Source organism: Pseudomonas sp. FW305-70, from assembly GCF_058783925.1.
Genome location: NZ_JBYSYZ010000017.1, coordinates 19,136 through 44,425 on the forward strand (window position 1 = coordinate 19,136; position 25,290 = coordinate 44,425).

General features: G+C 56.1%; 14 protein-coding genes. 11 read left to right on the forward strand and 3 right to left on the reverse strand.

The annotated features are described in order from the left end of the window. Window positions 1-25 precede the first annotated feature (25 nt). The 3 genes from AC3WN7_RS15065 (at window position 26) to AC3WN7_RS15075 (ending at window position 2,775) form a co-directional block, all read left to right on the forward strand. The gene (locus AC3WN7_RS15065; RefSeq protein ID WP_102675596.1) at window positions 26-817 is read left to right on the forward strand and encodes an enoyl-CoA hydratase/isomerase family protein; all 792 of its coding nucleotides are present in this window, start codon (window positions 26-28) and stop codon (window positions 815-817) included. A gap of 278 nt (window positions 818-1,095) precedes the next feature. Continuing rightward, on the forward strand, window positions 1,096-1,485 hold the full coding sequence (locus AC3WN7_RS15070; RefSeq protein ID WP_146022468.1) for a hypothetical protein: 390 nt from the start codon (window positions 1,096-1,098) through the stop codon (window positions 1,483-1,485). Between the two features lie 87 nt (window positions 1,486-1,572). Continuing rightward, window positions 1,573-2,775 carry an acyltransferase family protein gene (locus tag AC3WN7_RS15075; protein ID WP_102675594.1) on the forward strand — a complete coding sequence of 401 codons (1,203 nt, stop codon included), beginning with the start codon at window positions 1,573-1,575 and terminating at the stop codon, window positions 2,773-2,775. 388 nt (window positions 2,776-3,163) lie between these two features. Here AC3WN7_RS15075 and AC3WN7_RS15080 read toward each other — a convergent pair whose 3' ends face one another. The 3 genes from AC3WN7_RS15080 to AC3WN7_RS15090 are packed head-to-tail and all read right to left on the reverse strand — an operon-like array spanning window position 3,164 to window position 5,290. Beyond that, complete coding sequence (locus AC3WN7_RS15080; protein WP_102675593.1) at window positions 3,164-3,538, reverse strand: hypothetical protein; 375 nt, start codon at window positions 3,536-3,538, stop codon at window positions 3,164-3,166. Next, complete coding sequence (locus tag AC3WN7_RS15085; protein ID WP_102675592.1) at window positions 3,538-4,080, reverse strand: tetratricopeptide repeat protein; 543 nt, start codon at window positions 4,078-4,080, stop codon at window positions 3,538-3,540. Before AC3WN7_RS15085 ends, AC3WN7_RS15080 begins: the two co-directional genes overlap by 1 nt. A gap of 25 nt (window positions 4,081-4,105) precedes the next feature. After that, on the reverse strand, window positions 4,106-5,290 hold the full coding sequence (locus AC3WN7_RS15090; protein WP_102675591.1) for a tetratricopeptide repeat protein: 1,185 nt from the start codon (window positions 5,288-5,290) through the stop codon (window positions 4,106-4,108). Between the two features lie 250 nt (window positions 5,291-5,540). Here AC3WN7_RS15090 and AC3WN7_RS15095 point away from each other — a divergent pair, with 250 nt between their 5' ends. The 8 genes from AC3WN7_RS15095 to AC3WN7_RS15130 all read left to right on the forward strand — a co-directional run bounded on the left by AC3WN7_RS15095 (window position 5,541) and on the right by AC3WN7_RS15130 (window position 25,287). Beyond that, entirely contained in the window at window positions 5,541-19,190 is a 13,650-nt protein-coding gene (locus AC3WN7_RS15095) for a hypothetical protein (protein ID WP_492575309.1), read from the forward strand. Between the two features lies 1 nt (window position 19,191). Then, on the forward strand, window positions 19,192-19,662 hold the full coding sequence (locus AC3WN7_RS15100) for a hypothetical protein (protein ID WP_146022406.1): 471 nt from the start codon (window positions 19,192-19,194) through the stop codon (window positions 19,660-19,662). Window positions 19,663-19,959: 297 nt separating this feature from the next. After that, the gene (locus tag AC3WN7_RS15105) at window positions 19,960-20,175 is read left to right on the forward strand and encodes a hypothetical protein (protein WP_102674613.1); all 216 of its coding nucleotides are present in this window, start codon (window positions 19,960-19,962) and stop codon (window positions 20,173-20,175) included. Window positions 20,176-20,389: 214 nt separating this feature from the next. Beyond that, the gene (locus tag AC3WN7_RS15110) at window positions 20,390-20,653 is read left to right on the forward strand and encodes a flagellar biosynthetic protein FliQ (protein ID WP_007988827.1); all 264 of its coding nucleotides are present in this window, start codon (window positions 20,390-20,392) and stop codon (window positions 20,651-20,653) included. A gap of 29 nt (window positions 20,654-20,682) precedes the next feature. Beyond that, window positions 20,683-21,426, forward strand: a complete 744-nt coding sequence (locus tag AC3WN7_RS15115) for a flagellar biosynthetic protein FliR (RefSeq protein WP_102674614.1) — start codon at window positions 20,683-20,685, stop codon at window positions 21,424-21,426. Continuing rightward, complete coding sequence (locus AC3WN7_RS15120) at window positions 21,423-22,496, forward strand: EscU/YscU/HrcU family type III secretion system export apparatus switch protein (RefSeq protein WP_102674615.1); 1,074 nt, start codon at window positions 21,423-21,425, stop codon at window positions 22,494-22,496. The genes AC3WN7_RS15115 and AC3WN7_RS15120 overlap by 4 nt, the downstream gene beginning before the upstream one ends. Beyond that, on the forward strand, window positions 22,493-24,580 hold the full coding sequence (locus AC3WN7_RS15125; RefSeq protein WP_102674616.1) for a flagellar biosynthesis protein FlhA: 2,088 nt from the start codon (window positions 22,493-22,495) through the stop codon (window positions 24,578-24,580). The genes AC3WN7_RS15120 and AC3WN7_RS15125 overlap by 4 nt, the downstream gene beginning before the upstream one ends. Continuing rightward, a complete protein-coding gene (locus AC3WN7_RS15130; protein WP_102674617.1) occupies window positions 24,577-25,287 on the forward strand; it encodes a flagellar hook-basal body protein in 711 nt (236 codons plus the stop codon). The genes AC3WN7_RS15125 and AC3WN7_RS15130 overlap by 4 nt, the downstream gene beginning before the upstream one ends. Window positions 25,288-25,290 lie beyond the last annotated feature (3 nt).

A 25,290-nucleotide genomic window follows, 5' to 3' on the forward strand; every position in this document is an offset into this window, starting at 1 on the left:
CCCTTACAAAAAGGAATCACCCATCATGTCCAACGAAAAACCCTTGTTGATCACGCGTCACGGCGCCGTTATGTCCATCAGCATCAATGACGCACCGATCAACCGAATGAGCTTCGCTTTCATCGACGCTCTGGAAGCGGCGGTGGAAGAGGCCGCCACCGATCCAAGTGTGCGTGCCCTGCTTTTCACGGGTGAAGGTGAGGCCAATTTCTCCGTTGGCATGGACCTCAAGGAGGCGATGCGCGAGGTTCCAGCCCGCGGTGGTTGGGACACCGTGCTTGACCAGCGCCTGCGTGTTCTGGCGCGTATCGAGTCCCTGGGCAAGCCGTCGGTTGCCACCCTGTTCGGCTACTGCCTGGGTGGCGGGCTCGAATTACCCCTGGCCTGCCATTTCCGTCTTGCCGCCGATACTGGCACGCAGATAGGTCTGCCCGAGATGGATCTGGGAACCGTGCCGGCATGGGGCGGTTCGGTGCGTCTGACTCGCTGCATCGGCCGTGACAACGCGCTCGATATGGTGTTGCGTGCCCGCAGGATTGACGGTCACGAAGCCTTGCGCATGGGGCTGGTGCGTTCCGTTCATCCAGTCGCCGAACTCAAGGCAGCAGCGATGGCGCTGGCGCAGGAACTGGCTGAGAAGGCGCCACTGGCCGTGAACGGTGTGCTGCGCTGTATCGTAGGCGCCGACGAGAGGACACTGGACGAAGGACTGCGTGAAGAGCGCAAGGCTTTCCTGCACTGCGCGGCGAGCAAGGATCAGGCTGAAGGTGCACGCGCCTTCTTCGAAAAGCGCAAGCCGGTATTTACGGGGAATTGAACCTGTGAGGCGGGCGGAGTTGTACCGGTAGAAACCGGAGACATCCTTTACGTTTTAAACCGGAGACATTGTTTACAGGTATGAAATATGGTCAGGAGTTGCCTAGGCAACTCGTGGCCATTGAGCGTACATCTGACTCCCATAGCAACCACCAGTACCGCAAGCTAGAATCGGGGCCTCTGGCATTCCAGTCCCTTTGCAACACACGCTCTTGCAAGCGGAAATTACCGCCTTCCTTTCGCCTTAGCGGGCACGAGATGCTTAAGCAGTCCGAACCCATGAAACACATCAAACTCCTCGCCATATTCGCCTTGTCACCCTTCCTAAGTGCTTGCCAATCGGGAGAAGATGATGCGCTTGTTGTGCTCGATCAGCATGGCCGGGCGACCATTTCGTCCTCCGTCAGTGACGAGCAAGTCATGTTTTCTGGTACATACAAAATTGAGCAAATGAGCCATGGCCATTTTGTAGTGATAACGGCGCAGTGCGGTACCTTGAGGTACATCTATAAGCGCCCCCAGGGTTTGCGCATACTGGAAGACGATGTGACCAACGAGTCAGCCTATCTGTGCGGCCTGGGCACACAAGCGAGTAGTAAAGTTTGGCATTTGGCCTTGAAGCCTTTGACTGGCCCATCCATGATGCCACCAAGCGACTGGCCTGATTAGCTCGGCGATTCACAAGGTCAAATTACTAAAACAGGCAACCCAAATCTGGCTGTAGTCCTGTATTGGCACAAAAAATAAGAGAGATAGATGAGCCTTAGAAAAAATATTGAAATTGAATATTTGCGCGGGATAGCCATCGTTATGACGGTGGTAACGCATTCAAATCTGCTCTTGCCGTTCCATGCAGGATTCATGGAGAAGCTGTTTAACATCTATTCTCCCTGGACAGGGGTAGACTTGTTTTTTTGTATATCGGGGTACGTCGTCAGCAAGGCATATCTTGACTACTTCGACAAAAGTAAAGCTCAAGGAAAATTTGGAATCGCGGCGGCATCCTTCTGGATCAGACGTGCTTACCGTCTTCTTCCTACTGCATGGCTATGGGTGCTTATCCCCCTCGTCTTTTCGATATTTTTCAATCAATCGAATGCGTTCGAGTCGTGGTTTTACAATCTGCGCAGCTTTACAGCCGTCGCTACATTTAGCGGTAACCTCGCGAACCAATACGGCTTGCTTCTAGGCCCTAACTCAGTTTATTGGAGTCTGGCGCTTGAGGAGCAGTTCTACTTCGTTTTCCCCCTTTTTCTGCTATTGATAACCTCCACTCGATGGCGGGTAATAGCCTTGATCGCGCTAATAGCTGTCCAGTTTTGTCTAGATCGAAATGCCTTCGCTCCTCCTCCAGCAGGCATGCTTTTCTCATTTCGCCTGGATGCCATGATGTGGGGGATTCTGTTGTGCTTGTTTACGCGCACGACTTTGTACAAGGATATTGAGCCTACTGCACTCGGCACCAGTCTCCTCAAGCGTTTTACTTTGACCGTGTTTCTCCTTTACATGCTAGGCGCTATTGCTGGCCAACTAATAGCGGCCCCCATAGCCGTAGGTCTTATTGCGATAAACGCTTTGATCCTGGTTTGGCTTTCAAGCTACCAAAAAGGTTACATTTATTGCCCGTCGATGCTGAGTAGCCTACTTCAATGGCTGGGTTCGCGTTCCTACGCGCTATATGTCATCCATATGTTTGCGTATCACTTAAGTACGGAAATTTGGAGCCGGGTAGCCGTGGAAAAAGGGTTGGCGCTTTCCCAAGGCTTCACTACTGAGCTTTTGCTCACATCAGTAATCATCATGATTGTGCTCAGCGAGTTGAACTACAGATTTGTCGAGGTTCCATTGCGACGGAAAGGTGCCGAGATAGCACGTCAGAAGATGGAGAGCGTTCTCGTCGATAGCGTGGCCAGCAGCCGCCACGCAAAAACCAGGACGCAGCGGAAAGAATTTTCGTAATCAGAGAAGTGGACGGATTTTTTATAGCAGTCTAATGGAGTAGTCGAAAACTACTGGCAAAATAAATCCCGCTTCGGCGGGTTTTATGCGTTTTACATATTTGTTCTGCTTGCGAATTTAGGAAGCGCAATATTGAGAATGGCGGCATCTGGCCGACTCTGTTGAAAAAGTAACTCCCCTATCTGGCCTGCAGCAAAATCGTCGCATCGGCCAGCAGGGAAGCACGTATCATGATGGAACGGTTATCGAGTGGGCAGGAACGGCTGTTTCTCGACCCAGTTATTGTCGATGGGTACTGCACCGTTATCAAGCCACTGTTACGGCCTCGACTATAAGGTGTCGCTAATAGAGTCTGAAAGCTGGTTTACTGACTCATCGAAGCTTCAAGTCAGGGGGCAGGCGACACCATCCGATCAACAATTCCGTAAATGGCTTTTTCCAGCTGTTGATTTTCCAACATGGTTGCAGCCACTTTTTTTGATATGTTGCCGAATTCAGGATGCTCCAGAATGCTGTCACCAAACTCCCAGCGCAGGATTTCTTGCACCGTAATCACCGGTGCCATTTCATGGAAGTTCTCGGTATTTTTTTTGAGATCCTGAAGGCGGCTTTGCAAGTGTGCACGCAGCACTTCAAGGTCTTTTGCACCTTTTTTGACGTTGACTGCGGTTGGGCTGCTTGCTGTGCTCGATGTCACTCGGTCCTTAGGCTTGGCCAGCGCGGCCAGGACTTTGGATAGGCGAGTCGAATCGATTCTGTTCATCAGGGAGTCTCTAAAGTGTCGCGATAAGCGCCAAGGAATACGGCGGGTTCGGCCATATTGGGACTTTTGAGAGAGGGGGAAGCTGAGAGACTTGCCAGTACCCGCTCCATATCAGCCTTCAATGCCGGGTTGGGACAATCTTTCAGACCCTGAGTCAGCCGGGCGATCGCATCTTGCGTGTTTTCATTGAGCAACTCCAGATATGCGCTTGAGAATTCCCGTAAGCTCATATCTCGCGATGTTCTCAGGAGTGAGTCGAATGCGTCGCGGGACTCATCCATCTTTGACAGCTGAAGACTCAGCAAGCCCAATTGGAAGCGTGCGATATCCATTTCGGGATTGAGTTCAAGTGCGTCGATCATTTCCGCATGCGCACGTTCCAGCAGGCCAATTTCGGCGTGTTCGGCAGCACGAAAATAGTGTACCGCAGCATTTTTCGGCTCTAACTCAAGTGCCGTGTTTAGATAATTCAGTGCCGCGTGGTGGTCACTGTTCTGACTGGCATTGATAGCCAAGTGCAAATATTCCGATGCGTCCAGCATGTTGAACCTCCCCGTGTACGATGACTTAGTGTTGGTCTGGATGACGGTCTGGGACTTTGTTCTGGTGGGTTTTTAGCCAGTTTTCCATCAGTATTCGACCGGTGACGCTGCTGTCGGGCCGGGTCCGGTCAAGGACCCGATCGATCACTTGAGCTGCTTTTTCTGGCTGGCCTGCTTCTTGAAGCAGGAGGGCCTCGGCGTACTGGGCCGACAAGCCGCCGGGATTGAGCTTGAGCGCGCGGCGAATACCTTTTTTGGCGCGATCCTTCATCCCATCCATGATATCGACAATCGCCAGTCCGCCATGGGTCTCGCCAAAGGTACGGTCCAGCGCATAAGAGCATTCGAGTGCTTCGCGCGCTCGAATGCTGTCCCTGCGCAGAATGTAGATCCAGGCCAGAAGATGCCAGGTACCGATATGGTCAGGCATGAACTGGACCGCTGTTTTGAGATGTCCTTCAGCCTGTTCGAATTCCAGTTCGTTGAATTCCAGTCGAGCCAGCCCGGACCATGCTCGGCCGCATTCAGGATGCGCAGTGACAGTGTGAAGCCAGGCGTTGCGTGATGCGGCGATATTGTTTTGTTCGAAGTGGACTGAGGCGCAGGCGATCAACGCGTCGAGTTGATCGGGATCGTCGGCCAGCGTCTCGTGCGCTGTGATCAATGCCGGGGAGTAGTTGTCATTTTCGTACTGCAGCAGGGCAAGAAGGCCGCGTATGTCGGTATCTTCCGGTTCTTGCTTTCGGGCTCGAACAACCAGAACCTCGGCCTGTTCGGTTTCTTCCAATTGATGCAGCGCGCGTGCATGAATCATCAACATAGAGGCAGGGCTTTGTGGGTCATTGCTCAGGCGTGAAAGCAGCGTATGGGTTGATGCATAGTCGCCACTGTGAAAATGGCCAAAGGCGGTATTGAAGATAACGGCCGAATGCTCGATTCCACCCTCGATTGCCTTATCGCCGAAGGCACCTGCTGCCGCATATTGACCGGCTAGCAATGAGACGTGTGCCGCCAGCGCACATACGTTGGGCTCTTCGATTGCTTGGGTTTTTACATGATCGATCAGTTGCTGGGCGTAAAAGATGTCGCCAAGGTCGATGGTCAATGACAGGGCATCAACCAATAGCGAAAAGTTGGTTGGGTCATGTCCAAGGAAAGCGAGCAGGCGCGCCAAGCGATGGTGTTCAGCGGACGTGTTATCAGTGGCCATGAATGGGTTCTTTGTCGGCGATCGGAAAGTAATGTGGCGGTTCTGCCGAGCGATTATTGCCTTGATAACCGTTGCCTGTCATGCGTTAACAACTGATTTCAACGCCTCATAAAATATTTTCTATTACCCCTAAACTTTTTCCAAAAACCGGGCATAAGCACTGACAGTAGCGCTGCTTGGCCGTTTGGGCGGGCAGCAGTTTTTTGAGCCGCGCGGTCGGCTCAGCTTCGTCGGGGGAGTCAAGGAAATTATGGTCGCCATCGTCGCCGGTAATGGATTAGGGCTGTTCAATGCTTCATTGAATTCGCTGGGGGGCAGTGGCCAGGGTAACCTGGGGCAGGCCGGGGGACAGGCGCTGGTTAACGTCAGTAACGGGAACCTGATGCTGCGCTATACCGACGAGCAACTTTCCGGCCTGGGTCAGGATTTACTGCAAACCCGTACCTACAACACCCAAGGTGGTTTGAGCGACGGGGATGCGGATGGCTGGCGTTGGGATGGCGAGCGCAGTCTGTTATTGACCGGCACCGTGAACACCCCCGGTAGCCAGTTGACCCGTACGACTGGCGATGGCCATAAGACTGTCTATCAATGGAATGGCAGTCGATATCAATCGACTGAAGGCGATGGTGCTCATGACACCGTTACCTGGGATGCCGACGCCGGTCAGATGGTTTGGACCGACGGCTCGCGACGCCTCGTCGAGCTCTACGACAACAATGGCAGGCTGCTGTCGGTCACCGATGCTAACGGCACTGAAATCAACTATGGCTACGGTGCCAATGGACGCCTGAACTCAGTCAAGGACAGTTCCGGCCAGGAACTGGTGCTGAACTACAATGCGTCCGGAAAGCTGAATCGCGTTGATACGCGTAGCGCTGCGGGCGGCGCGCTGACTCAGCAGGTTTATTACGGGTATGACGCCCAGGGGCGGCTGATCAAGGTCAGTACTGATCTGAGCCCGGCCGACAACAGTAATGTCGATGGCTACTACTACAACACCGATTATACCTATGACGCCGCCAGCTTCCGCATCGCCAGTGTTGTGCAAAGCGACGGAGCCTCGGCCAGTTTCACCTATCAGCTGCTTAACGGCGAGTACCGAATCAAGACGGTTACCGATAATTCGGGTACCACCACATTCAGTTACGACATCGCTAACAGGCGTACGGATGTGCTTAATGGCTTAGGCCAGCAGTGGAGCTACATCTACGATGCCAGTGACCGATTGATCGAAGTGCAAACTCCGGCGGTCAATGGTCAACGCCTGTCCACGCGCTATGCCTATGACCTGGATGGCAACGTTATCAAAATCACTGACGGGCGCGGCAACGCCGTCACCTATCAGTACGATGCGAACGGTAATGCTCTGCTGGAGCGAGATGCGACGGGCGCCACCGTTGCTCGTACTTACAACGCGGATAACCAACTGCTAAATGAAATCCGCTACAGCGCAACAGCGATCCTGAACACCACCACCGGGCTTTGGACGGAGCCACCAGCCAGTACCGCCCAGGTCACCCGATTGACCTACGACAGTGATAATCGGGTGCGCTTTACAGTCGATGGGCGCGGTCAGGTCACGGAGTACCGCTATAACCCCGAAGGGCTGAGAGTTCAGGAAATCAGCTACGGTGATGCGTTGTTCACGTTGACCGGGCTCACGCCGCAAGCAGTACTGACAGAATCGCAGTTGGTGACCTGGACAGGCGCGCGAAACCGAATCCGTTCGACCCTTACCGAGCTGAGTTATGACTACCGGGGCAACCTGAGCCGTCGGGTAACTTACGGCGCGGTCAATGCTGCCGGTGTAGGTACGCAAAATAGCAGTACAAGCGTCACCGAATATATTTATAGCCAGCATGGCCAGTTGTTGCAGACGCTCGTAGCGCGCGGGGCGGACCGTAGCCGGAAAGTCACCCTGAGTTCGGTAGCCTACGACGGCCAGGGCCGGGTGATCAGTCAGACCGACTCGGCTGGCACCCGGACCACCGCCTATAACGGTACCAACCGCACAGTGGTAGTCACCAACAGTGCTGGATTGACCGTTACGCAAACCTACGACAGCAAAGGTCAATTACTCAGCCTGACGCAAACAGCAGCAGGCCAGACACCGCGCTCCACTTCGTATGTTTATGATGCCGCCGGCCGCCAGATTATGGTCCAGGATGCGACGGGCGTGCGCAGCTATACGTTTTACGATGAGGCTGGTCGGGTCAGTGCGCTGGTCGATGGCGTCGGAGCTATCATCGAGTACAGCTACAACGCTGCCGGGCAGCGAGTCCAGGAAAAACGTTACGCTACCTTGGTCGATACCGCAGCCTGGTACAACGGTACCGCAGTGCTCAAAAAACTGGTTGGCGAAGTTCGTCCGGTGAGCACTGCTGCTGATCGCTTGACTACTTTGTCTTATGATAATGCAGGTCGACTGAGTACCAGCGCAGATGCCAGCGGTACGCTGACCACCTTTACCTATGACGGTCAAGGCCAACTGATCAAGCAACAGACAGGTGACCGCACTACACGATTTTTCTATGACGCCAGCGGGCACCAGAGCGGCCAGCTGGATGCTGAAGGCTATCTGCGTGAAAACCGATATGACGCGGCAGGTCGGCTGACGCAAAGCATTCGCTACGCAAGCGTGACCTTGATCGCCAATCGGGCCAGCGGTACCCTCGGCGATTTGCGCCAAACCTCCGCCGGTGATCTGTCGAGTTGGTATTACTACGATACGGCAGGTCGGCAAATCGGCAGCGTCGATGAGAAGCAGTTCGTCACCGAGACTGTGTACGACGAAGCGGCCAATACTCAAAAAACGATTCGTTATGCCATGGCCTATACCGCCGCGATTTCAGATGCGACGGTATTTTCTACGATCAAGACCGTTGTGGCTGCGAGCGCAACACAAACAGCGACCACCTTTTTTGATGATCTAGGGCGTGTGGCACGGCGTGTCGCCATCGATGGCACGACCACTGCGTATGAGTACGATTTGGCTGGGCGGCTGGTGCGTGAGATCCAGGCCCAGGGAAGCACCGACGAGCGCAATACCCGCACCCGCTATGACGCCTTTGGCCAAACCATTGGCAAGCTGCTCGGTGAAGCGTCGGCACGCATAAAGACCGGCATGAGCGACACTGAAGTCGCTGCGATTTATGCGCAGTATGGCCTGACCTATCGGTATGACGCTGCTGGACGGGTGGCCAGTGCCAGTGATGCACTGGGTAATCGGACGTTGTCCTACTATGATGCGGCGGGGCGTCTGACTCACGTTGTCAATGCGTTGGGTGAGGTTAGTGAGACGGTATATAGCAGCTTTGGCGAGGCCCGCGAGCGTACTGATTTCACAGGGCGATTGAGCGCCGCAGACAATGCCGCATTGTCGGGTGGTGTCTTGAATGCTCAGGTGAAAACCCTGGTGCAGGCGATCCGTAACGCGGTCAGCGACAATCGGCGTGTGTATGACTATGACAATCGTGGCCTGCTGACGTCCACGACCGACGCCCAGGGGTACGTGACCCGTAATGGTTATAACGCCTTCGGTAACCTAACGTCCGTCACTCGTACAATTTCCGCGGGTAGCACCGTCATCAGCAACACCACTTACAACAAGCGTGGTGAGCAGATAGGCCGTATCGAAGATGTCGGCGGTTTGGCGCGCAGCAGCACCACCGCCTACGATGCCTTCGGCCGGGTGATCAGGCAGACTGATGGCCGGGGTCTGAGCAGTACCACCACCTATGCCAGTAATGGTCGAGTGATTACCCTCAAGAACCCACTCGACCAGGGACAAACCAGCGAGTACGACGCCTTCGGCCGAATGCTCAAGCAAACCGATGCGCTGGGTAATGTCACTACCTACGCCTACAACGACAGCGCGCGCAGCCTGACCGTGACCACCCCCGACGGGGTCAGTGTGGTGACCATAAAGAACCGTCACGGCCAGACCCTGACGGTCACCAATGGAACCGGTGCGGTGACCCGTTTCAGCTACAACAAGGACGGCCAACTCATCACCACCCAGGATGGCCTGAACCAGGTCACCACTAACGCTTATGACGCGGCCGGGCGGCTGATCACAGTGACCGACGCTCTGGGTCAGATCACCCGCTACGGCTACGACGCCGACAATCGCGTGCTGACTCGCACTGACGCCAACAACAGCGTTACCCGCTATAGCTTTGATGGCCAGGGTCGCCAAGTGCGGGTAGTCGAGGCCGAAGGCAAGGGCGAGCAGCGCATTACGGATTACGCCTACGACCGTAATGGCCAACAACTCCGGGTCACCCAAGACCCCAACGGTCTGAAACTTACCACCAGCTACAGTTATGACGGCCTTGGCCAGCAAGTGCAGGTGATGCGCGGTACTGTGGCCAGCCCAAACCAGCAGATCACACAGTACGAATTCGACAAACTGGGCCGACGCATCAGTGAACGCCAAGACCCGAGCGGGTTGAACCTGACCACCCAGTATCGCTACAACGGCAACGACCAGGTCACGCGCAAGATCGATGCGGCGGGCAACAGCACCTTGTATGTCTACGACGCTGCCGGCCGCTTGAGCTCTACCGTCGACGCCCTGGGTTATGTCAGCGAGAACAAGTACGACAACAATGGTCATGTGATCGAGACGGTGCGCTATGCCAAACCGATCCAGATACCAACGATTGGCAGTAGCGACGGCCGGACGCTCTCCATGAGCGGCAACACCCGCATGTTGACCGCCCTGGAAAAAATCGCCATCAATCCGGCCAGGACCTACACCGTGCGCGTCAAGCTGCGCCAGTTGACGGGGGAGGGCGTTATACATGCCGGCGTGGTGACTTATGACAGTGCCGGCAATGCGATCAGCAACCCGTACGCAGGCACCTTCTCCTATAACGCGGCTATAGAGATGAAGCTGACGCCGGAGATGGGCTGGCGGACCTTCGAAGGCACCATCAGCGGCACCAACCCGATCAATGCGAGCGCCAGCCGCAACAAGTTCTTCGAGGGCAGTGTCAGTGCAGTGCCCTTGTTGCTGTTCAACTACGGTGCCGACAGCAGTGGCGACGCCAGCCGTCTGATCGAAGTGGACTCGTTGGAGCTGATCGACACCGCCACCGGCCAGGTACTCAATGTCAATGCAAACGCTGCTGCCGGTCAGGCGAACTGGTCGGTGGCCAGCCCCGTGGGTGTGCATGACGCAAACGAACCTCTCAGCGCCGAACACCTGCAAGCGCTGCTGCGCCCGGATAGCGGTGACCGGCGCACTCAATTCATTTACGACGCGGTGGGCCGTCAGCGCTATGTGATCGACGGGCTGGGTGCTGTTACCGAAAACAAATACGACGCCAACGGCCGGCTTACCGAGACCGTTCAGTACGCCAAGCGCATCCAATTGCCGACGGCTGGCAGCAGTGACGGCCGGACGCTCTCCATGAGCGGCGACAGCCGCATGTTGACCGCCCTGGAAAAAATCGCCATCAATCCGGCCAGGACCTACACCGTGCGCGTCAAGCTGCGCCAGTTGACGGGGGAGGGCGTTATACATGCCGGCGTGGTGACTTATGACAGTGCCGGCAATGCGATCAGCAACCCGTACGCAGGCACCTTCTCCTATAACGCGGCTATAGAGATGAAGCTGACACCAGAGATGGGCTGGCGGACTTTCGAAGGCACCATCAGCGGCACCAACCCGATCAATGCGAATGCCAACCGCAACAAGTTCTTCGAGGGCAGCGTCAGCGCAGTGCCCTTGTTGCTGTTCAACTACGGCGCCGACAGCAGCGGCGATGCCAGCCGCCTGATCGAAGTGGACTCGTTGGAGCTGATCGACACCGCCACCGGCCAGGTACTCAATGTCAATGCAAACACTGCTGCCGGTCAGACGAACTGGTCGGTGGCCAGCCCCGTGGGTGTGCATGACGCAAACGATTCTCTAAGCGCCGAACACCTGCAAGCGCTGCTGCGTCCGGATAGCAGTGACCGCCACACTCGATTCATATACGACGCGGTGGGCCGTCAGCGTTATGTGATCGACGGGCTAGGCGCTGTTACCGAAAATAAATACGACGCCAACGGCCAGCTTACCGAGACCGTTCAGTACGCCAAGCGCATCCAGTTGCCGACGGCCGGCAGCAGTGACGGCCGGACGCTCTCCATGAGCGGCAACACCCGCATGTTGACCGCCCTGGAAAAAATCGCGATCAATCCGGCCAGGACCTACACCGTGCGCGTCAAGCTGCGCCAGGTGACGGGGGAGGGCGTTATACATGCCGGCGTGGTGACTTATGACAGTGCCGGCAATGCGATCAGCAACCCGTACGCAGGCACCTTCTCCTATAACGCGGCTATAGAGATGAAGCTGACGCCGGAGATGGGCTGGCGGACTTTCGAAGGCACCATCAGCGGCACCAACCCGATCAATGCGAATGCCAACCGCAACAAGTTCTTCGAGGGCAGCGTCAGCGCAGTGCCCTTGTTGCTGTTCAACTACGGCGCCGACAGCAGCGGCGATGCCAGCCGCCTGATCGAAGTGGACTCGTTGGAGCTGATCGACACCGCCACCGGCCAGGTACTCAATGTCAATGCAAACACTGCTGCCGGTCAGGCGAACTGGTCGGTGGCCAGCCCTGTGGGTGTGCATGACGCAAACGATTCTCTCAGCGCCGAACACCTGCAAGCGCTGCTGCGTCCGGATAGCAGTGACCGCCACACTCGATTCATATACGACGCGGTGGGCCGTCAGCGTTATGTGATCGACGGGCTAGGCGCTGTTACCGAAAATAAATACGACGCCAACGGCCAGCTTACCGAGACCGTTCAGTACGCCAAGCGCATCCAGTTGCCGACGGCTGGCAGCAGTGACGGCCGGACGCTCTCCATGAGCGGCGACAGCCGCATGTTGACCGCCCTGGAAAAAATCGCCATCAATCCGGCCAGGACCTACACCGTGCGCGTCAAGCTGCGCCAGGTGACGGGGGAGGGCAATATATATGCTGGCGTGGTGACTTATGACAGTGCCGGCAATGCGATCAGCAACCCGTACGCAGGCACCTACACCTATAGTGCGGCTGCAGCGATGAAGCTGACGCCGGAGATGGGCTGGCGGACCTTCGAAGGCACCATCAGCGGCACCAACCCGATCAATGCGAGCGCCAGCCGCAACAAGTTCTTCGAGGGCAGTGTCAGTGCAGTGCCCTTGTTGCTGTTCAACTACGGTGCCGACAGCAGCGGCGACGCCAGCCGTCTGATCGAAGTGGACTCGTTGGAGCTGATCGACACCGCCACCGGCCAGGTACTCAATGTCAATGCAAACGCTGCTGCCGGTCAGGCGAACTGGTCGGTGGCCAGCCCCGTGGGTGTGCATGACGCAAACGAACCTCTCAGCGCCGAACACCTGCAAGCGCTGCTGCGCCGGGACAGTAACAATGACCGCACCACTGTCTTCGCCTACGACGCCGTCGGTCGACAAAAGTCCGTTACCGATGCTGCAGGCAAGGTCGAGACTTACACCTACGATGCGGTGGGGAACCGCAAAACCCTGACCAATAAAAACGGCCACGTTTGGACCTATAACTACGACACGCTCAACCGTCTGGTGGAGGAAATCACTCCGCCGGTCTATGTAGCCAGCATCTCCGAGACCGGCGAGGTTACGCTCGCCCCCGGCTCCCTGGTCACCAGCACTACCTACGATGCCATGGGCAATGTGACCAGCCGTAGCGAGGGTCGCCTGCGGGCCAGCGTAGCTGCCACCCCAGCACTGGACGACCTGAGTCAGGCACGCACCACTTCCTATGCCTACGACGCCATTGGCCGGCAGACCCGCACCACCAGCCCGGGCTGGTACAACAAGCTCAGCGGCAAGTATCAACAGAGCGCGGACGGCACCGCCAATACCTTCCAGGTCAGCACCGAGGTCACCTACGACACTTTCGGCAACGCCGTGCGCAACCGCGTACGGGTTAACAACAGCGGAGTTGCGGCCTTAGACTTCGTTGACAGCTACAAAGTCTACGACCTACTGGGTCGGGTCAGCCACGACATCGATGCGCTCAAGGGCGTGACGGCCTATACCTACGACGCCCTGGGACAGACCACCCGCACCGTTCGCTACGCCAACGGCCTGACCCAGGCTGTGCCGGCCAAGGGGTATTACCTCGGGACCGACATCACCCCCGCCACTCTGGTACCCAGCGCCGCCCAGGACCGAACCCTGACAACAAGCTATGACGCCCTCGGGCGCAAGACCGCGGTGCAGCAGAACCTGGTCAGCCTCTACACCTTCACTGGCAACGTCGCTACATCAACCCTGACCACCCTGGCGCCAACCACGCTTTACAGCTACGACGCCTTCGGCCAACTGGTGCGCGAGACCCAGGTAGCGCGCAACGCCAGCGGCGCCACCGTGCAGACCGGCGCCAGCACCGTGCATTACTACAATCTGGACGGCCAGCGCATTGGCAGTGTGGATGCCCTTGGCTATTACACCCGCATGGAGTACGACGCTCTCGGCCAGTTGACCCGGCAGACCGAATACGCCACCAAGCTCACCAACTGGAGCGAGAATGTCCTGTCGGTGGCCCCGACGGCCAGCGCCAGCGACCGCCGCACCCGCTTCACCTACGACGCCATGGGGCGACTCAGCCAGACCACTCTGGAAGGCGCGCGCTTCTGGCAACAGAGCATCAACGCCACCACTGGAGCGGTCAGCGCCACGCTGGTGACTGCCGATCTGCTGCTTAGCCGCAGCACCTATGACGGCGTGGGTAACGTCAAGACCGTCACTGACGCCCAGGGCAACGTTGTCAGTACCGACTACAACGTCCTTGGCCAAGTGTTCAAAGTCACCGAGCCCGCCAGGGCTACAGCCAAGAGCGATGCCGTCAATCCTTTTGCCAGCGCCACTGTCATCGCCTCACCGACCACCACTTTCCTGCTCAACGCTTTCGGGCAGCAGATCGCGGAAGTCCGCGTGGCAGGCACCGATAGCGCTGGCAACGTGCAGGCCGGTCTGACCCAGACCACCCTCACCCGCTACGACGCCGCCGGCCATGAGATCCAGGAGATCAACGCCGCCGGCTCCTCGGAGAACTACAAGGTCGACGTCGCCGGCCGGCGCCTCGAGGAAAACCGGCAGATCAATGTCACGATGAGCGCCTGGATTACGGTATTTGGCGTGCCGATGGCGATGAGTCACACCATCCGCCGTACCTTCGAGTACGACACGCTCGGCCAGCAGATCGCCACAGTGGATTGGTACACCGTGGATTGGGACACCAAGGTGTCTGCGCGTGAAAGCGCACTGTATAACCGCTTCGGTGAAGTCACCCGCAAGGAGGTCAATGGCGGCGTTGTAGAGACCTTCAACTATGACCAGGCCGGTCGGCTCGAATCCAACGGCAATACCAGTGTCACTGCGTTCCAGTATGACCTTTCCGGCAAAGTCAGCAAAAGCACGGTGCTAGGGAACTGGAGCACGACCACCGACGACCGTATCAACTATATGCGCAACGATTTGCTCGGTCGCACTTTCGAGCAACACCTGCCGGCCTTCGAAGCCAACCTGAGCGCCGACACCCTGAATAGCGCCACCCTGACCCTGAGCACCCCGATCATCCGGCAAACCACCGATCGTTGGGGCAACGTGCTCAGCCGTACCGATGCGCGTGGCTACGTCACCAGCTACACCTATAACCAGGCCAACCAGGTGCTCACCGAGACCCTGCCGGTCGCCGACATCCTGCGGGAGAACGGTACCGGCTACCGCGCCAGTCTGATCCACGAGAAGCGTTACGACGCCGTCGGCCGACTGATCCAGGAAGCCGATCTGGTCGGGCCTTACACCGGCGTGGCCACCAACACCTTGCTACGCACCCGCCAGCACGTCTACAACCAGGCGGGTCAACTGACTCGTGACGTCGATGCTCTGGGCAGTTCGCGGCAATACCTCTATGACATCCACGGCAACCGCGTCTCCACCCAGGACGCTTTGGGGACCGTGTTGGTCGACAGCTACGATGCCATGGACCGGCAGATCAATCACGGCATCATCCGTAACGGCGCCAAGGTCACCTTGCTGACCAACAAGTACGACCAGGCTGGTCGTCTGTATGCCGAAATCAACGGCACTGTCGAGACGGCGGAAACCCTGAAAAACGTGGAAGATGGTCGCTTGGGGCAGTCCTACATGTCAGGTGTGGCGGGGAACACTCGATACACTGTTTATAATGAGCGCGGCAACATCACCCATAGCAATAACGAATCGGGTGTGATGTTCAGCTATGCGTACGACGCACTAAACCGCAAAACCCTTGAACAAGACGAGCTGGGAAGTACCAAGACCTGGACATACTCAGCGGGAGATGTTTCTCGGCTCGTTGGGTATAAAGACTGGGGCGGACATACCTACACCTACACCTACAATGATTTTGGTGAGTTGGAAAAAGAGCAGGTTGCCGATGGCCCTGACAAAACCTACCAATACTTTGCGAATGGCCTGACCAAGTTTGTGATCGAGGGGCCGACGGAGAATTGGGCGGTTACAGGCTCGGAATATGATCTGGCCGGGAATAAAGTACGTGAGTTCAACTCCACCATCATTACGTCTGGCGCGGCTGCCGGCGGCGCCAGCTTTGAGACATTCTACAAATATGATGCGTTGGGACGACTGTCAGGAGTGAGGACACCTGCCGGTACTCAGCATGTCGGTTTACGCGACATGCTGAGTGCTACCGCCCGCATTGATGCCCTTACCTATAGCTATGACGAATTGGGCAATCGTCGCCGTGTGACGCTGGATACCACCAGCCAATCCGGCGTACGCACGGTGCTCGATAACCGGTTCAAATATGATTTGGAAGGACGAGTATTGATCGAGGATGGCTTCCTCAATAGTGGCGGGCTAGTAGCTGCTGGTGTCATTGACGGTAAAGGGAAGGGCAAAGTCTACACCTATGATGTAGCGGGTAATCGCACGTCTTCCGAGGAGTACGTAGCAACCATCGACTTTTTTGGTTACCCCAGCCACGAGTACGTACTGAAAAATTACACTTATAACGACCTCGGTTCATTGCTTTCGGTCACCAAGCGGGCTTCTGTTCGAAATCTGTCTACCAACCCTGACACTTCCTATGCCTCGATACTGGGTGACGCTACCCAGATATTCAGTGCCCAGTTTGACGTCCGCAATAACCGTGTCTTCCAGGAGGACGTCAACGGCAGTGAACGCACCCGTACTACCTACACCTATCGTGGAGACGCAAAGCTCAACAATCAGTTGGTAACCCGTTGGAACGGCAGCAGCTGGAAGGCCTATCAATACACCTTCTTCAATGAAACACGAAAGATTGGCGTTGATGGCGTGGAGCGTGACTCTACCGTCGGGTACGACGCAGCGGGACGTGCTGTTCACTATCGATATACCGTCTATGACAAGAACGGCGGTATCGCCATGTGGGGGGAGAATCAAACAACTCATGCAGGATTCGATACATGGAAAGAGTTGATAATTCAGGCAAATATCAATAGCGGAACCAATAGCAGAACGACCATGGGCTACAGCGCTCGCGGTGAACTGCTTACCGCAGTTGCAAACGGATCAACTCCTTTTAATCGACGTTTCGCTTCGGATCGTAATGGCCAGCTGACCATGCGCTCGGAAGGTAACACTTCCCAGCGCTATGCCACCTATAGTGGCAATGTGCTGGCGAGCATCGGCAATAACAGCACGCCGGAGATCTTCGACACCATCGCATCGATCTCACCTGATGAGGTGGCGCGTACTCCAAGCAGTTACGTGATCGTGGACGGCGATACCCTGCAAAGCATCGCCCAGAAAACCTGGGGCGATTCGAGCATGTGGTACCTCATCGCTGATGCCAATGGTCTGAACGTCAGTGATTCTCTGGTGCGCGGCACCAGCCTGGTCATTCCCAACGTTACCGGCAGCAACGCCAACAACGCCGACACCTTCAAGGCCTACGATCAGAGCGAAGTGACAGGCGACCTGACTCCTGTGCCGATTTATAAACCGCCAAAGCCTAAGAAAAAGAAGAGTGGTGGGCTGGCAAGTGTTGTCATGGTGGTGGTAGCTGTGGTGGCGACGGTGTTTACGGCGGGGGCGGCGTTGGCGGTCATGGCACCTGCGGCAGCGGCAGGGCTCTCTACGGCTGCGGCCGGTCTTGCCGCGCTTAGTGGTGCGGCAACAGGTTGGGCTGGCCTCGGTGCCGCCGTAGTGGGCGGCATGGCGGGCAGCGCTGCTGCCCAACTGGCCGGCAATGCCATGGGAGTGACCAATGGTTTTTCCTGGGGGCAGGTCGCCATGGGGGGATTGGCCGCAGGCGTTGGAGCAGGAGTCGGTGGTCTGGTGGCAGGCGGGCAGACTGCTCAGCAACTGGCTCAGGCGGGAAGCTATGGCAAAATCGCTACCACAGCCGTGCTGAACTCTTTTGGTAATTACGGGGCCAGCAAAATTGTCGGCCTGGATGTCAGCTTCAGCTGGCGTTCAATAGCCACGTCGGCGCTGGCTTCGGTGGCCACCGCCCGGATCAGCAAAGGGCTGGGTCTGGATACCGATAACTTCAAATCCAACTTCTTTAACGGCGTCATTGGCGCCCAGGTCAGTTCCAGTGTGCAGGCCTTGATTGGTAAGGGGGGCAAGCTGGACTATGCGAGCGTAGCGGCAGATGCCTTTGGTAACGCAATAGCCAATGGTTTGATCGAAGCTTCGCTGCCGGGTGGCAATTTCTTTGGTCCTGAGTCGGGCCGCATGAGTCAGCGGCAAATAGTTGTTGATGGTGCTTTCAAGCGAAGGGAGCAGGTTAGCTATGCTGCAAAAAACAGCGATATTCTCTCTAGGAACCCTATGGCTTCGCTTGCCACCAACCAGTTCCAGGAGATGCTGGATAACGGACAATTATATGACACGACGACGACGGCAGAGCTTACCCATCTAGCTCGTGAAGCTGAAAAAAATGAAGGTGTATTGCCCGATTACTTGCGGCGAGCTGTCTTCAATGTGAGTGAACCCTTGTTTTCTGCCGGCGTATATGCCGACACGGATCTAATGGGTACCAATCCTACTCATTTCGACACTGGTAACATGGCGCTTGACATGGCGTATGGGCTTAATTCCGTTGTTCACAACGGTGTTGCGCTTGGGGTCAATACTCTATGGGCTGCAGCGAACGCCATTCCCATCGGATGGGCAGAGTTAAGCGGGCGTACCTTTGAACAGGCGAACCAGGATGTGCTGGTGGCCGCAATGTCAGTGCCAGTGCCAGTGGCAGCGCCAGTCGTAACATTCCTGGGACGACTGGTCACGCCGTCGACTTGGTTGTCTAACAAGGTTGATCTTGCACTTTCTCGGGTGGTACAGTCCGAGACGTTGAGTTATGGGAGTGTGGGTAACGCTCGGCTCTCAACTTTGCAAGACTTTCGATTAATTGCTGATGATGTGCCTGTATTTGATGTTCCAAACAGTGCAGGGATTATTGAGTCAAGGTCCGCAGCAATTGTTAATGCAGAAATGCAAGCTGCAGGTAATCAGCCAGCGTGGTTGGTAAGTAAGGATGTAACGACAGAAATGGTGCCTGCAGGAACTCGATATACGATGGTCGTAAGTCAAGGGCAGGCAGAAGCACTAATGGCCGGTAAGCCTGCATTTGGTGGGTTTGCTACAACTGAAAACGTAACCAGTCAAGCATTTGCACGAGATAAACTTGTTATATTGGAAGAATTTAAAAGTGATGTATCGCATGCAATAACTGTGGAAACAACTGCTTCTCAACGACTGCATAATGGGTTTACAGGTCCTCTAGGAAGTTATTCGGGAGGGGTCCCACAAGTAGAGTTTCTTGGTCAGCGTAATTTACGCATGGTCGGTTCTCCTTGGAAATTGCCATTAGGGGAATGAAATGGTGGAAATCGGAAGCTTTAAACAATTCCGTAGTGATGGAAATATCATTGGCGAAGATATGACTGTTGAAATGATGATTGGCTTGGGTTGGCAGCCTTCAACAATTACTCAACTTAACTGGATATGTAATGGTCAGTTAGTATCTAAATGCTTTCAGTTTGGCGTGCTTCCCAAGTTGTTACCAAGCAGGAGTGCTATCGTTGCGTTAGTAAGCAAGAATGAAGAGCAGTCGCAGGAAGAGCTAATTGTAATCAACGCTGATGGCTCAGATAAATTTCGCATTTCCAACATTCAAGATATCGCAGGTCGTCAGAGGGAAGGTGTTTTTTGCTGGTTTGAACCACCAAGAAATACAAGTCAATCCAGTTTTGGCGCAGTCTTTAGATCCATTGAAGATGGTGCGATGTTTCAAGTTGATATTGATGCAGTTACAGGGCAGGTAATAAATACTTACAAGTTACAACGATAACTGTAAATAAAGAGAAGGACAGCGCTTCGGCCTTGGCCGGCAGCGGCGGAATCGCAGGTCATCTTGGTGTCGACGCGCTCGCCAAAGGCACCACAGCGGATGTAAGCCTTCGATGCTCTTACCACAGCCCGCAATGGCGGGCTGTGGTATTGGGGCGGGGTGGACTCGTTATCTGTCCTTCCCTGCAGCCATCGACTCTGAGCTGGCCCTGTGCATGCAAGAGTGCAGACTCAAGGCCCAAGCCAGCAACGAGCAACTGGTGGCGCTGGGAGGCATCGGGGTTGGGGTCATTAATTCGTGACCCTGCCGCAGGGTCGCGGGCGATTTGCCTTCGTCTTGGAAGACAACTGGTTTTCGATCAGTTATACCTATGACTCTATTGACCTAGCAAAGAGGGTGAAAATCGTTCAGGTGCCACCAGACTCCGAAGCGCAACGCTGGAAAAATACCGTCATAGACATGCTGAAAGCCAGGGGAGCGAAATTTCCTGCCTTTATCAAAAACATACCGTGACCTGTATTTCAATCAGGAAGGGCTGAGCCTTTCCTGATTGACAATGGACTACCGGGTCATGAAACCAGTCACCACCAATTATGTATCCACTCCGTAACATTCTGTTGCGTCTCCTAAACAAATGTCGCTACCATAGCCAGATTGATGGCGGTTTGCCATGTGATCTGAGGCGTGCTCGAAACGTGCACTCGGTTCAGCGCAGCAGGGAATATGGATGACGCAGGACTTTATGCTTTACGCGCTCAAAGAAGCGCTTCTGACCGCCGCAATGGTGGCAGCTCCTTTGTTGCTCGCCATTCTCATCGTTGGCCTTCTGGTCAGCATCCTTCAGGTCGCTACCCAAATCCAGGAAATGACCCTGACCTTCATCCCCAAGCTGATCGTGACGGTCGTCATGTTGTTGGTTTTCGGGAACTGGATGCTGACGGTCCTCAAACAATTCGCACTCAGTGCATTAACTCGGGCCGCTAGCTTCTAGCGTTTTGCGCGTCGTTTTGGGTGTGAGTTGTGCTGACTTCCTTTTTTCTCAATGCGCTTCTTGTGTCGGTCAGGTTGATTCCGCTCGTAGTGGTTTCACCGGTCCTGGTGTTTACGCGCATTCCGTTGACCGTCAGATTGATCCTGGCACTGGTGTTGTCCGCGGTGTTGGCAAGCAGCATGACGCTCACCCCTGCACCTGTCTTTACGCTGCCTGTACTGCTGGGTGAGTTGCTGCTGGGTGTGTTGATGGCGTTCGGTTTCCATGCCGCCCATGCCGGGGTCGATATGGCCGGTAAGTTGATCGACACTCAAATCGGCTTGAATGCGGCAGGTGTCTTTGATCCGGGTACCTCCAACATGACCGGCCTGATGGCCGACTTGCTGGGCTGGTCGTTGGGCGTGTTGTTTATCGTGCTCAATCTGCATCACGATTTGCTCAGGGTTTTCGCTCAGCTTCTGGTGGCGGTTCCGCCCGGCAGTGTGTCGCTCTCCACGCTTTCCTTGTCTTTGGCGACAGTCATGACGCAACAGTTTCTGCTGGCGTTCATGATCGTTGTCCCAGTGATAGTCGGGCTGTGGCTGATCGATACCGCGTTTGCGTTCTTATCCCGTTCCATGCCCCAGGCGAACGTTTATTTCCTGTCCTTGCCCATCAAGTTGGGCGTTGGCATGTTCATCTTCATCCTGACCTTGCCGATGATCGTGCAGCGCTTGCCGCTGCTGATTGAAAACGCCTTGCGGTTTGCCGTTTCGCCGGCAGGTGCTCAATGAGCGATCAACAGGACAAGAGCGAAGAGGCCACACCCTACAAGCTCGAAGAAGCGCGCAAGAAAGGGCAGGTACCCCGCAGCCCCGATCTATTGTCCTTCGTCATGTTGTTGACCTTTCTGATGGTCTTCTCGGCTATCGCTTATTCGCTGGCCAGCTTGATCGCGACTCATACCCACTGGTGGCTGGGCAACGCCGGGCAACTGGGGCAAGGGTTTGGTTATTTGGGTGAGCAGGGCGGCTACAGCCTGCGGCAGGTGGTGTACGGGTTATTGCCGCTGATTGGTGCCCTGATCCTGATGGCGATCCTGACAAATCTGATCTTCAGCGGCCCGGTGTTTTCAATGACGGCTTTGAAGCCTGATTTCAAGCGACTCAACCCGATCCTGGGGCTGAAAAAGATCTTTTCGCGACGCATGTTTGTCGAGCTGATCAAGGTACTGGTCAAGGGGGCGCTGTTCTCGCTGGTCCTGTATTACCTGTTCCAAAGCGTGTTGCCGCAATTGTTGGGTATGGCGACGATATCGCCTCTCGAACTGCCTCAGGCCGGCAAGCAATTGCTGATGCAATTGGGTTTTACGGTATTGGCTGTGATGGCAGCTGCGGCGCTGTTTGATATTTGGTATTCGCGGCGCGAATTCAGTCGACAGATGCGTATGAGTCGTCGGGAAACGAAAGACGAATATCGGCGCCGTGAGGGGGATCCTGAAGTTCGCTCCAAGCGCAAAGGTATCCAGCAGGCGCTGTTGAAAAAGGCTTCTGCGCTGGGGCAGGTCAAGGACGCCGACGTCATCATCACCAACCCCACGCATTATGCCGTGGCCTTGCAGTACCGACCGTCGAGCATGCTCGCACCCAAGGTGCTGGCCATGGGGCGCGGCCTTCACGCCCGACGCATCTGTCATGTCGCCAGAAAACACCAGGTACCTATTTTACGTCGCCCGCCCTTGGCTCGAGCGCTGCACGCTCTGGCGCGGGTCGACTCAGTCATTCCGGATTCAACTCAGACCGACGTGGCGCGTATTTATCGCTGGGTGATCGCATTACCTGGCAATAAGGTGCTCGCCTCATGAAGCCACTCTTGTCCCGCGTGATTTCCGAGGGCAGCGATCTGCTGTTGGCCGTGGCGGTCATCGGAATTTTGCTGGTGTTGTTCACGCCGATTCCAACCTGGTTGTTGGATTTGCTGTTGCTGACCAACTTTGCCGTCGCGCTGATGGTGTTGCTGGTGACCTTCGACATCGATAAGCCACTGAGCTTCTCGACCTTTCCCTCGCTGTTGTTGATGACCACGTTGTTTCGTCTGGCGCTGAATATCTCCGCGACGCGGCTGATCCTGACCGATGGGGATGCAGGACTGGTCATCGCTGCTGTGGGCACCCATGTCGTGGGTGGTAATTACGTTATCGGCTTTGTGATCTTCCTGATCCTGGTGGTTGTGCAGTATGTGGTGGTCACCAGTGGTGCCCAGCGCGTGGCCGAGGTGGCTGCCCGTTTCACCCTGGACTCCTTGCCGGGTAAACAGATGAGCATCGACGCTGATCTGAACATGGGCATCATCGACCAGGAAGAAGCCAAGCGCCGACGCAGCCAGTTGGAGCGTGAATCGAATTTCTACGGTGCCATGGATGGAGCATCCAAGTTCGTCAAAGGCGACGCGATAGCCGGTATTGTGATCATCGCGATCAACATAATCGGTGGTTTGTCGGTCGGCATTCTGCAAAAGGGCCAGAGCTGGGGCGATGCGTTGCATCACTACACGTTGTTGACGGTTGGCGACGGCATTGTGACGCAGATCCCTTCGCTGATTATCGCGGTGGCTGCCGGGATCATCATCACCCGGGCCGCCACCGATGCCCGTCTGGGCCCCGAGTTGGGACGACAGGTGTCGGCTTATCCCAAGACCTTGGTCGTGGTGGCACTGGTTACGCTGTTTCTGGCGATGATGCCAGGGTTGCCATTGATTCCGCTGATGATGCTGTTTTGCGGATTTTCTGCAGCGGCCTGGTTCTCTTACCGTAAGTTGCGGCGCAGTACCCCTGAGGGCGAGGATCCGCAGAAGAGCGACCTGCTGACAGGGCAAGACAACGAATCCGGTGACGTCTACGCATTGATGAACACCGATGCGTTTGAACTGCGTTTAAGCACGGACCTCGCCGCTCATGTCCTGGCCGCGACCAGCACGTTGAGCTTGCGCATCGACAATCTGCGTAAGCAGTTCGCCAAGGATTATGGTTTTGCATTGCCGCAGCTCAATGTGCATGCCGACAAGAAATTGGCCAATGGCACCTACCAGGTCTGCGTGCAGGGGGCGGTGATTGCCACGGGTGAGTTGGAGTTCGATAAATTGCTGGCGATCAACCCGGGTGGAGTGACGCTGGTGCTTGAAGGGCGCGCGACCAAGGAGCCTACCTACGGGCTCAAGGCACTCTGGATCGACACTGCGCAGCGCGCTCAGGCGCGGACGGCGGGGTACACCCTGGTTGAACCCGACACCGTGTTGCTGACCCATTTATCCGAGCTGGCACGCCGTTATGCACCGGAGTTTCTGACCCGTGCCGAGACCGAGCGATTGATCGAAAAGAAACGTGCGGGCCTGGGCAGCCTGGTCGACGAACTGGTGCCTCAGGTACTCAGCTATTCGGACATCCAGCGAGTACTGCAATTGTTGCTACGCGAGCAGGTGTCTATCCGCAACCTTGAAACCATTCTCGAAGTGCTGGTGGACGCGGGGCGTAGCCACAAGAATGCCGAGGATCTCGTCGAGCGGGTGCGCGAACGTCTGGGCGCGGCACTGTATGAGCGTTTGGTGGATAAGAACGGTGAGCTGAACGTATTGACGATCGCACCGCAGCTGGAAGGTTACATGCTTGCCGCTGCACGTCCTCGCGAAGGCTTGCAATCGGCGTTGTTACCGGCCCAGGAACTGGAGCGATTTGTCACCACCGTCGCACGGGAGGCTGAACGGCAGCTCAGTGGTAACAAACAGCCGGTGTTGTTGTGTGCGGCGCCGTTACGACGGGTCTTGCGGGCCTTCATGTCTCGAGCCGTGCCCCACATGGCCGTGTTGTCGGTAAACGAAGTGGGGCAGCACGCTCGCGTCACGTCGGCAGGCATGATTGACCTGCCCGGCTTCCCCAGCCTGGAGTCCCCATGAGCGACTTGATCATGCAACTGGCTGGGGTCATCCAGCGTGATATCGACAACTTGAAAGCCGTGTCGCAGAACGTCGCCAATGCCAATACCTATGGCTATAAGTCTGAGCGCACGTTCAATGTCATGACTTCGAATGTGGCCGGCATTGGCGTACCGGGCGGACTCGACGACATCCAGGCGCAGACCTGGATCAGTACCGACGGTGGTGCGCTGCAACCCACAGGGCGAGTCACCGACCTGGCGCTGTCGGGGGACGCCTGGTTTGCGCTGAAGACCCCTGACGGGGTGTTGCTAAGTCGCGATGGACGCTTTCAGGTCGACAACACCGGTTATCTGGTCAGCAAGGCAGGTTATCCGGTACTGGCAGAGGAAGGTCCGTTGCAGGTGGCGGGCGGGGTGTTAAAGGTCGACGCTGGCGGCCAGGTCAGTGTCGATGATCGGCCGGTGGGTCACCTGAGCATCGTGCGCGTCGACAATCCGCAGCAACTGCTCGCCGTTGGGGCCGGGCTGTATGCGGCCAATACCGGGACCACACCCGCCAAGAATTTCGTTGTGCATCAGGGGCTGCTGGAACGCTCGAATGCGGCGATGGGTACCGACATGGTGAAGATGATGGAAGTGTCGCGGCATGTCGAAACCATGCAGCGAGCGCTGTCGGCTTACGACGGCATGCTCAACAGCGGCATCAACCAATTAGGCAAGGACTGACCA

Bases quoted from the DNA above. Each gene is read 5' to 3' on its own strand.
- AC3WN7_RS15065 (WP_102675596.1), top strand. From the start codon at position 26: ATGTCCAACGAAAAACCCTTGTTGATCACGCGTCACGGCGCCGTTATG.
- AC3WN7_RS15110 (WP_007988827.1), top strand. From the start codon at position 20,390: ATGACGCAGGACTTTATGCTTTACGCGCTCAAAGAAGCGCTTCTGACC.
- AC3WN7_RS15090 (WP_102675591.1), bottom strand. From the start codon at position 5,290: ATGGCCACTGATAACACGTCCGCTGAACACCATCGCTTGGCGCGCCTG.
- AC3WN7_RS15075 (WP_102675594.1), top strand. From the start codon at position 1,573: ATGAGCCTTAGAAAAAATATTGAAATTGAATATTTGCGCGGGATAGCC.
- AC3WN7_RS15130 (WP_102674617.1), top strand. From the start codon at position 24,577: ATGAGCGACTTGATCATGCAACTGGCTGGGGTCATCCAGCGTGATATC.
- AC3WN7_RS15120 (WP_102674615.1), top strand. From the start codon at position 21,423: ATGAGCGATCAACAGGACAAGAGCGAAGAGGCCACACCCTACAAGCTC.
- AC3WN7_RS15100 (WP_146022406.1), top strand. From the start codon at position 19,192: ATGGTGGAAATCGGAAGCTTTAAACAATTCCGTAGTGATGGAAATATC.
- AC3WN7_RS15085 (WP_102675592.1), bottom strand. From the start codon at position 4,080: ATGCTGGACGCATCGGAATATTTGCACTTGGCTATCAATGCCAGTCAG.
- AC3WN7_RS15080 (WP_102675593.1), bottom strand. From the start codon at position 3,538: ATGAACAGAATCGATTCGACTCGCCTATCCAAAGTCCTGGCCGCGCTG.
- AC3WN7_RS15070 (WP_146022468.1), top strand. From the start codon at position 1,096: ATGAAACACATCAAACTCCTCGCCATATTCGCCTTGTCACCCTTCCTA.
- AC3WN7_RS15095 (WP_492575309.1), top strand. From the start codon at position 5,541: ATGGTCGCCATCGTCGCCGGTAATGGATTAGGGCTGTTCAATGCTTCA.
- AC3WN7_RS15125 (WP_102674616.1), top strand. From the start codon at position 22,493: ATGAAGCCACTCTTGTCCCGCGTGATTTCCGAGGGCAGCGATCTGCTG.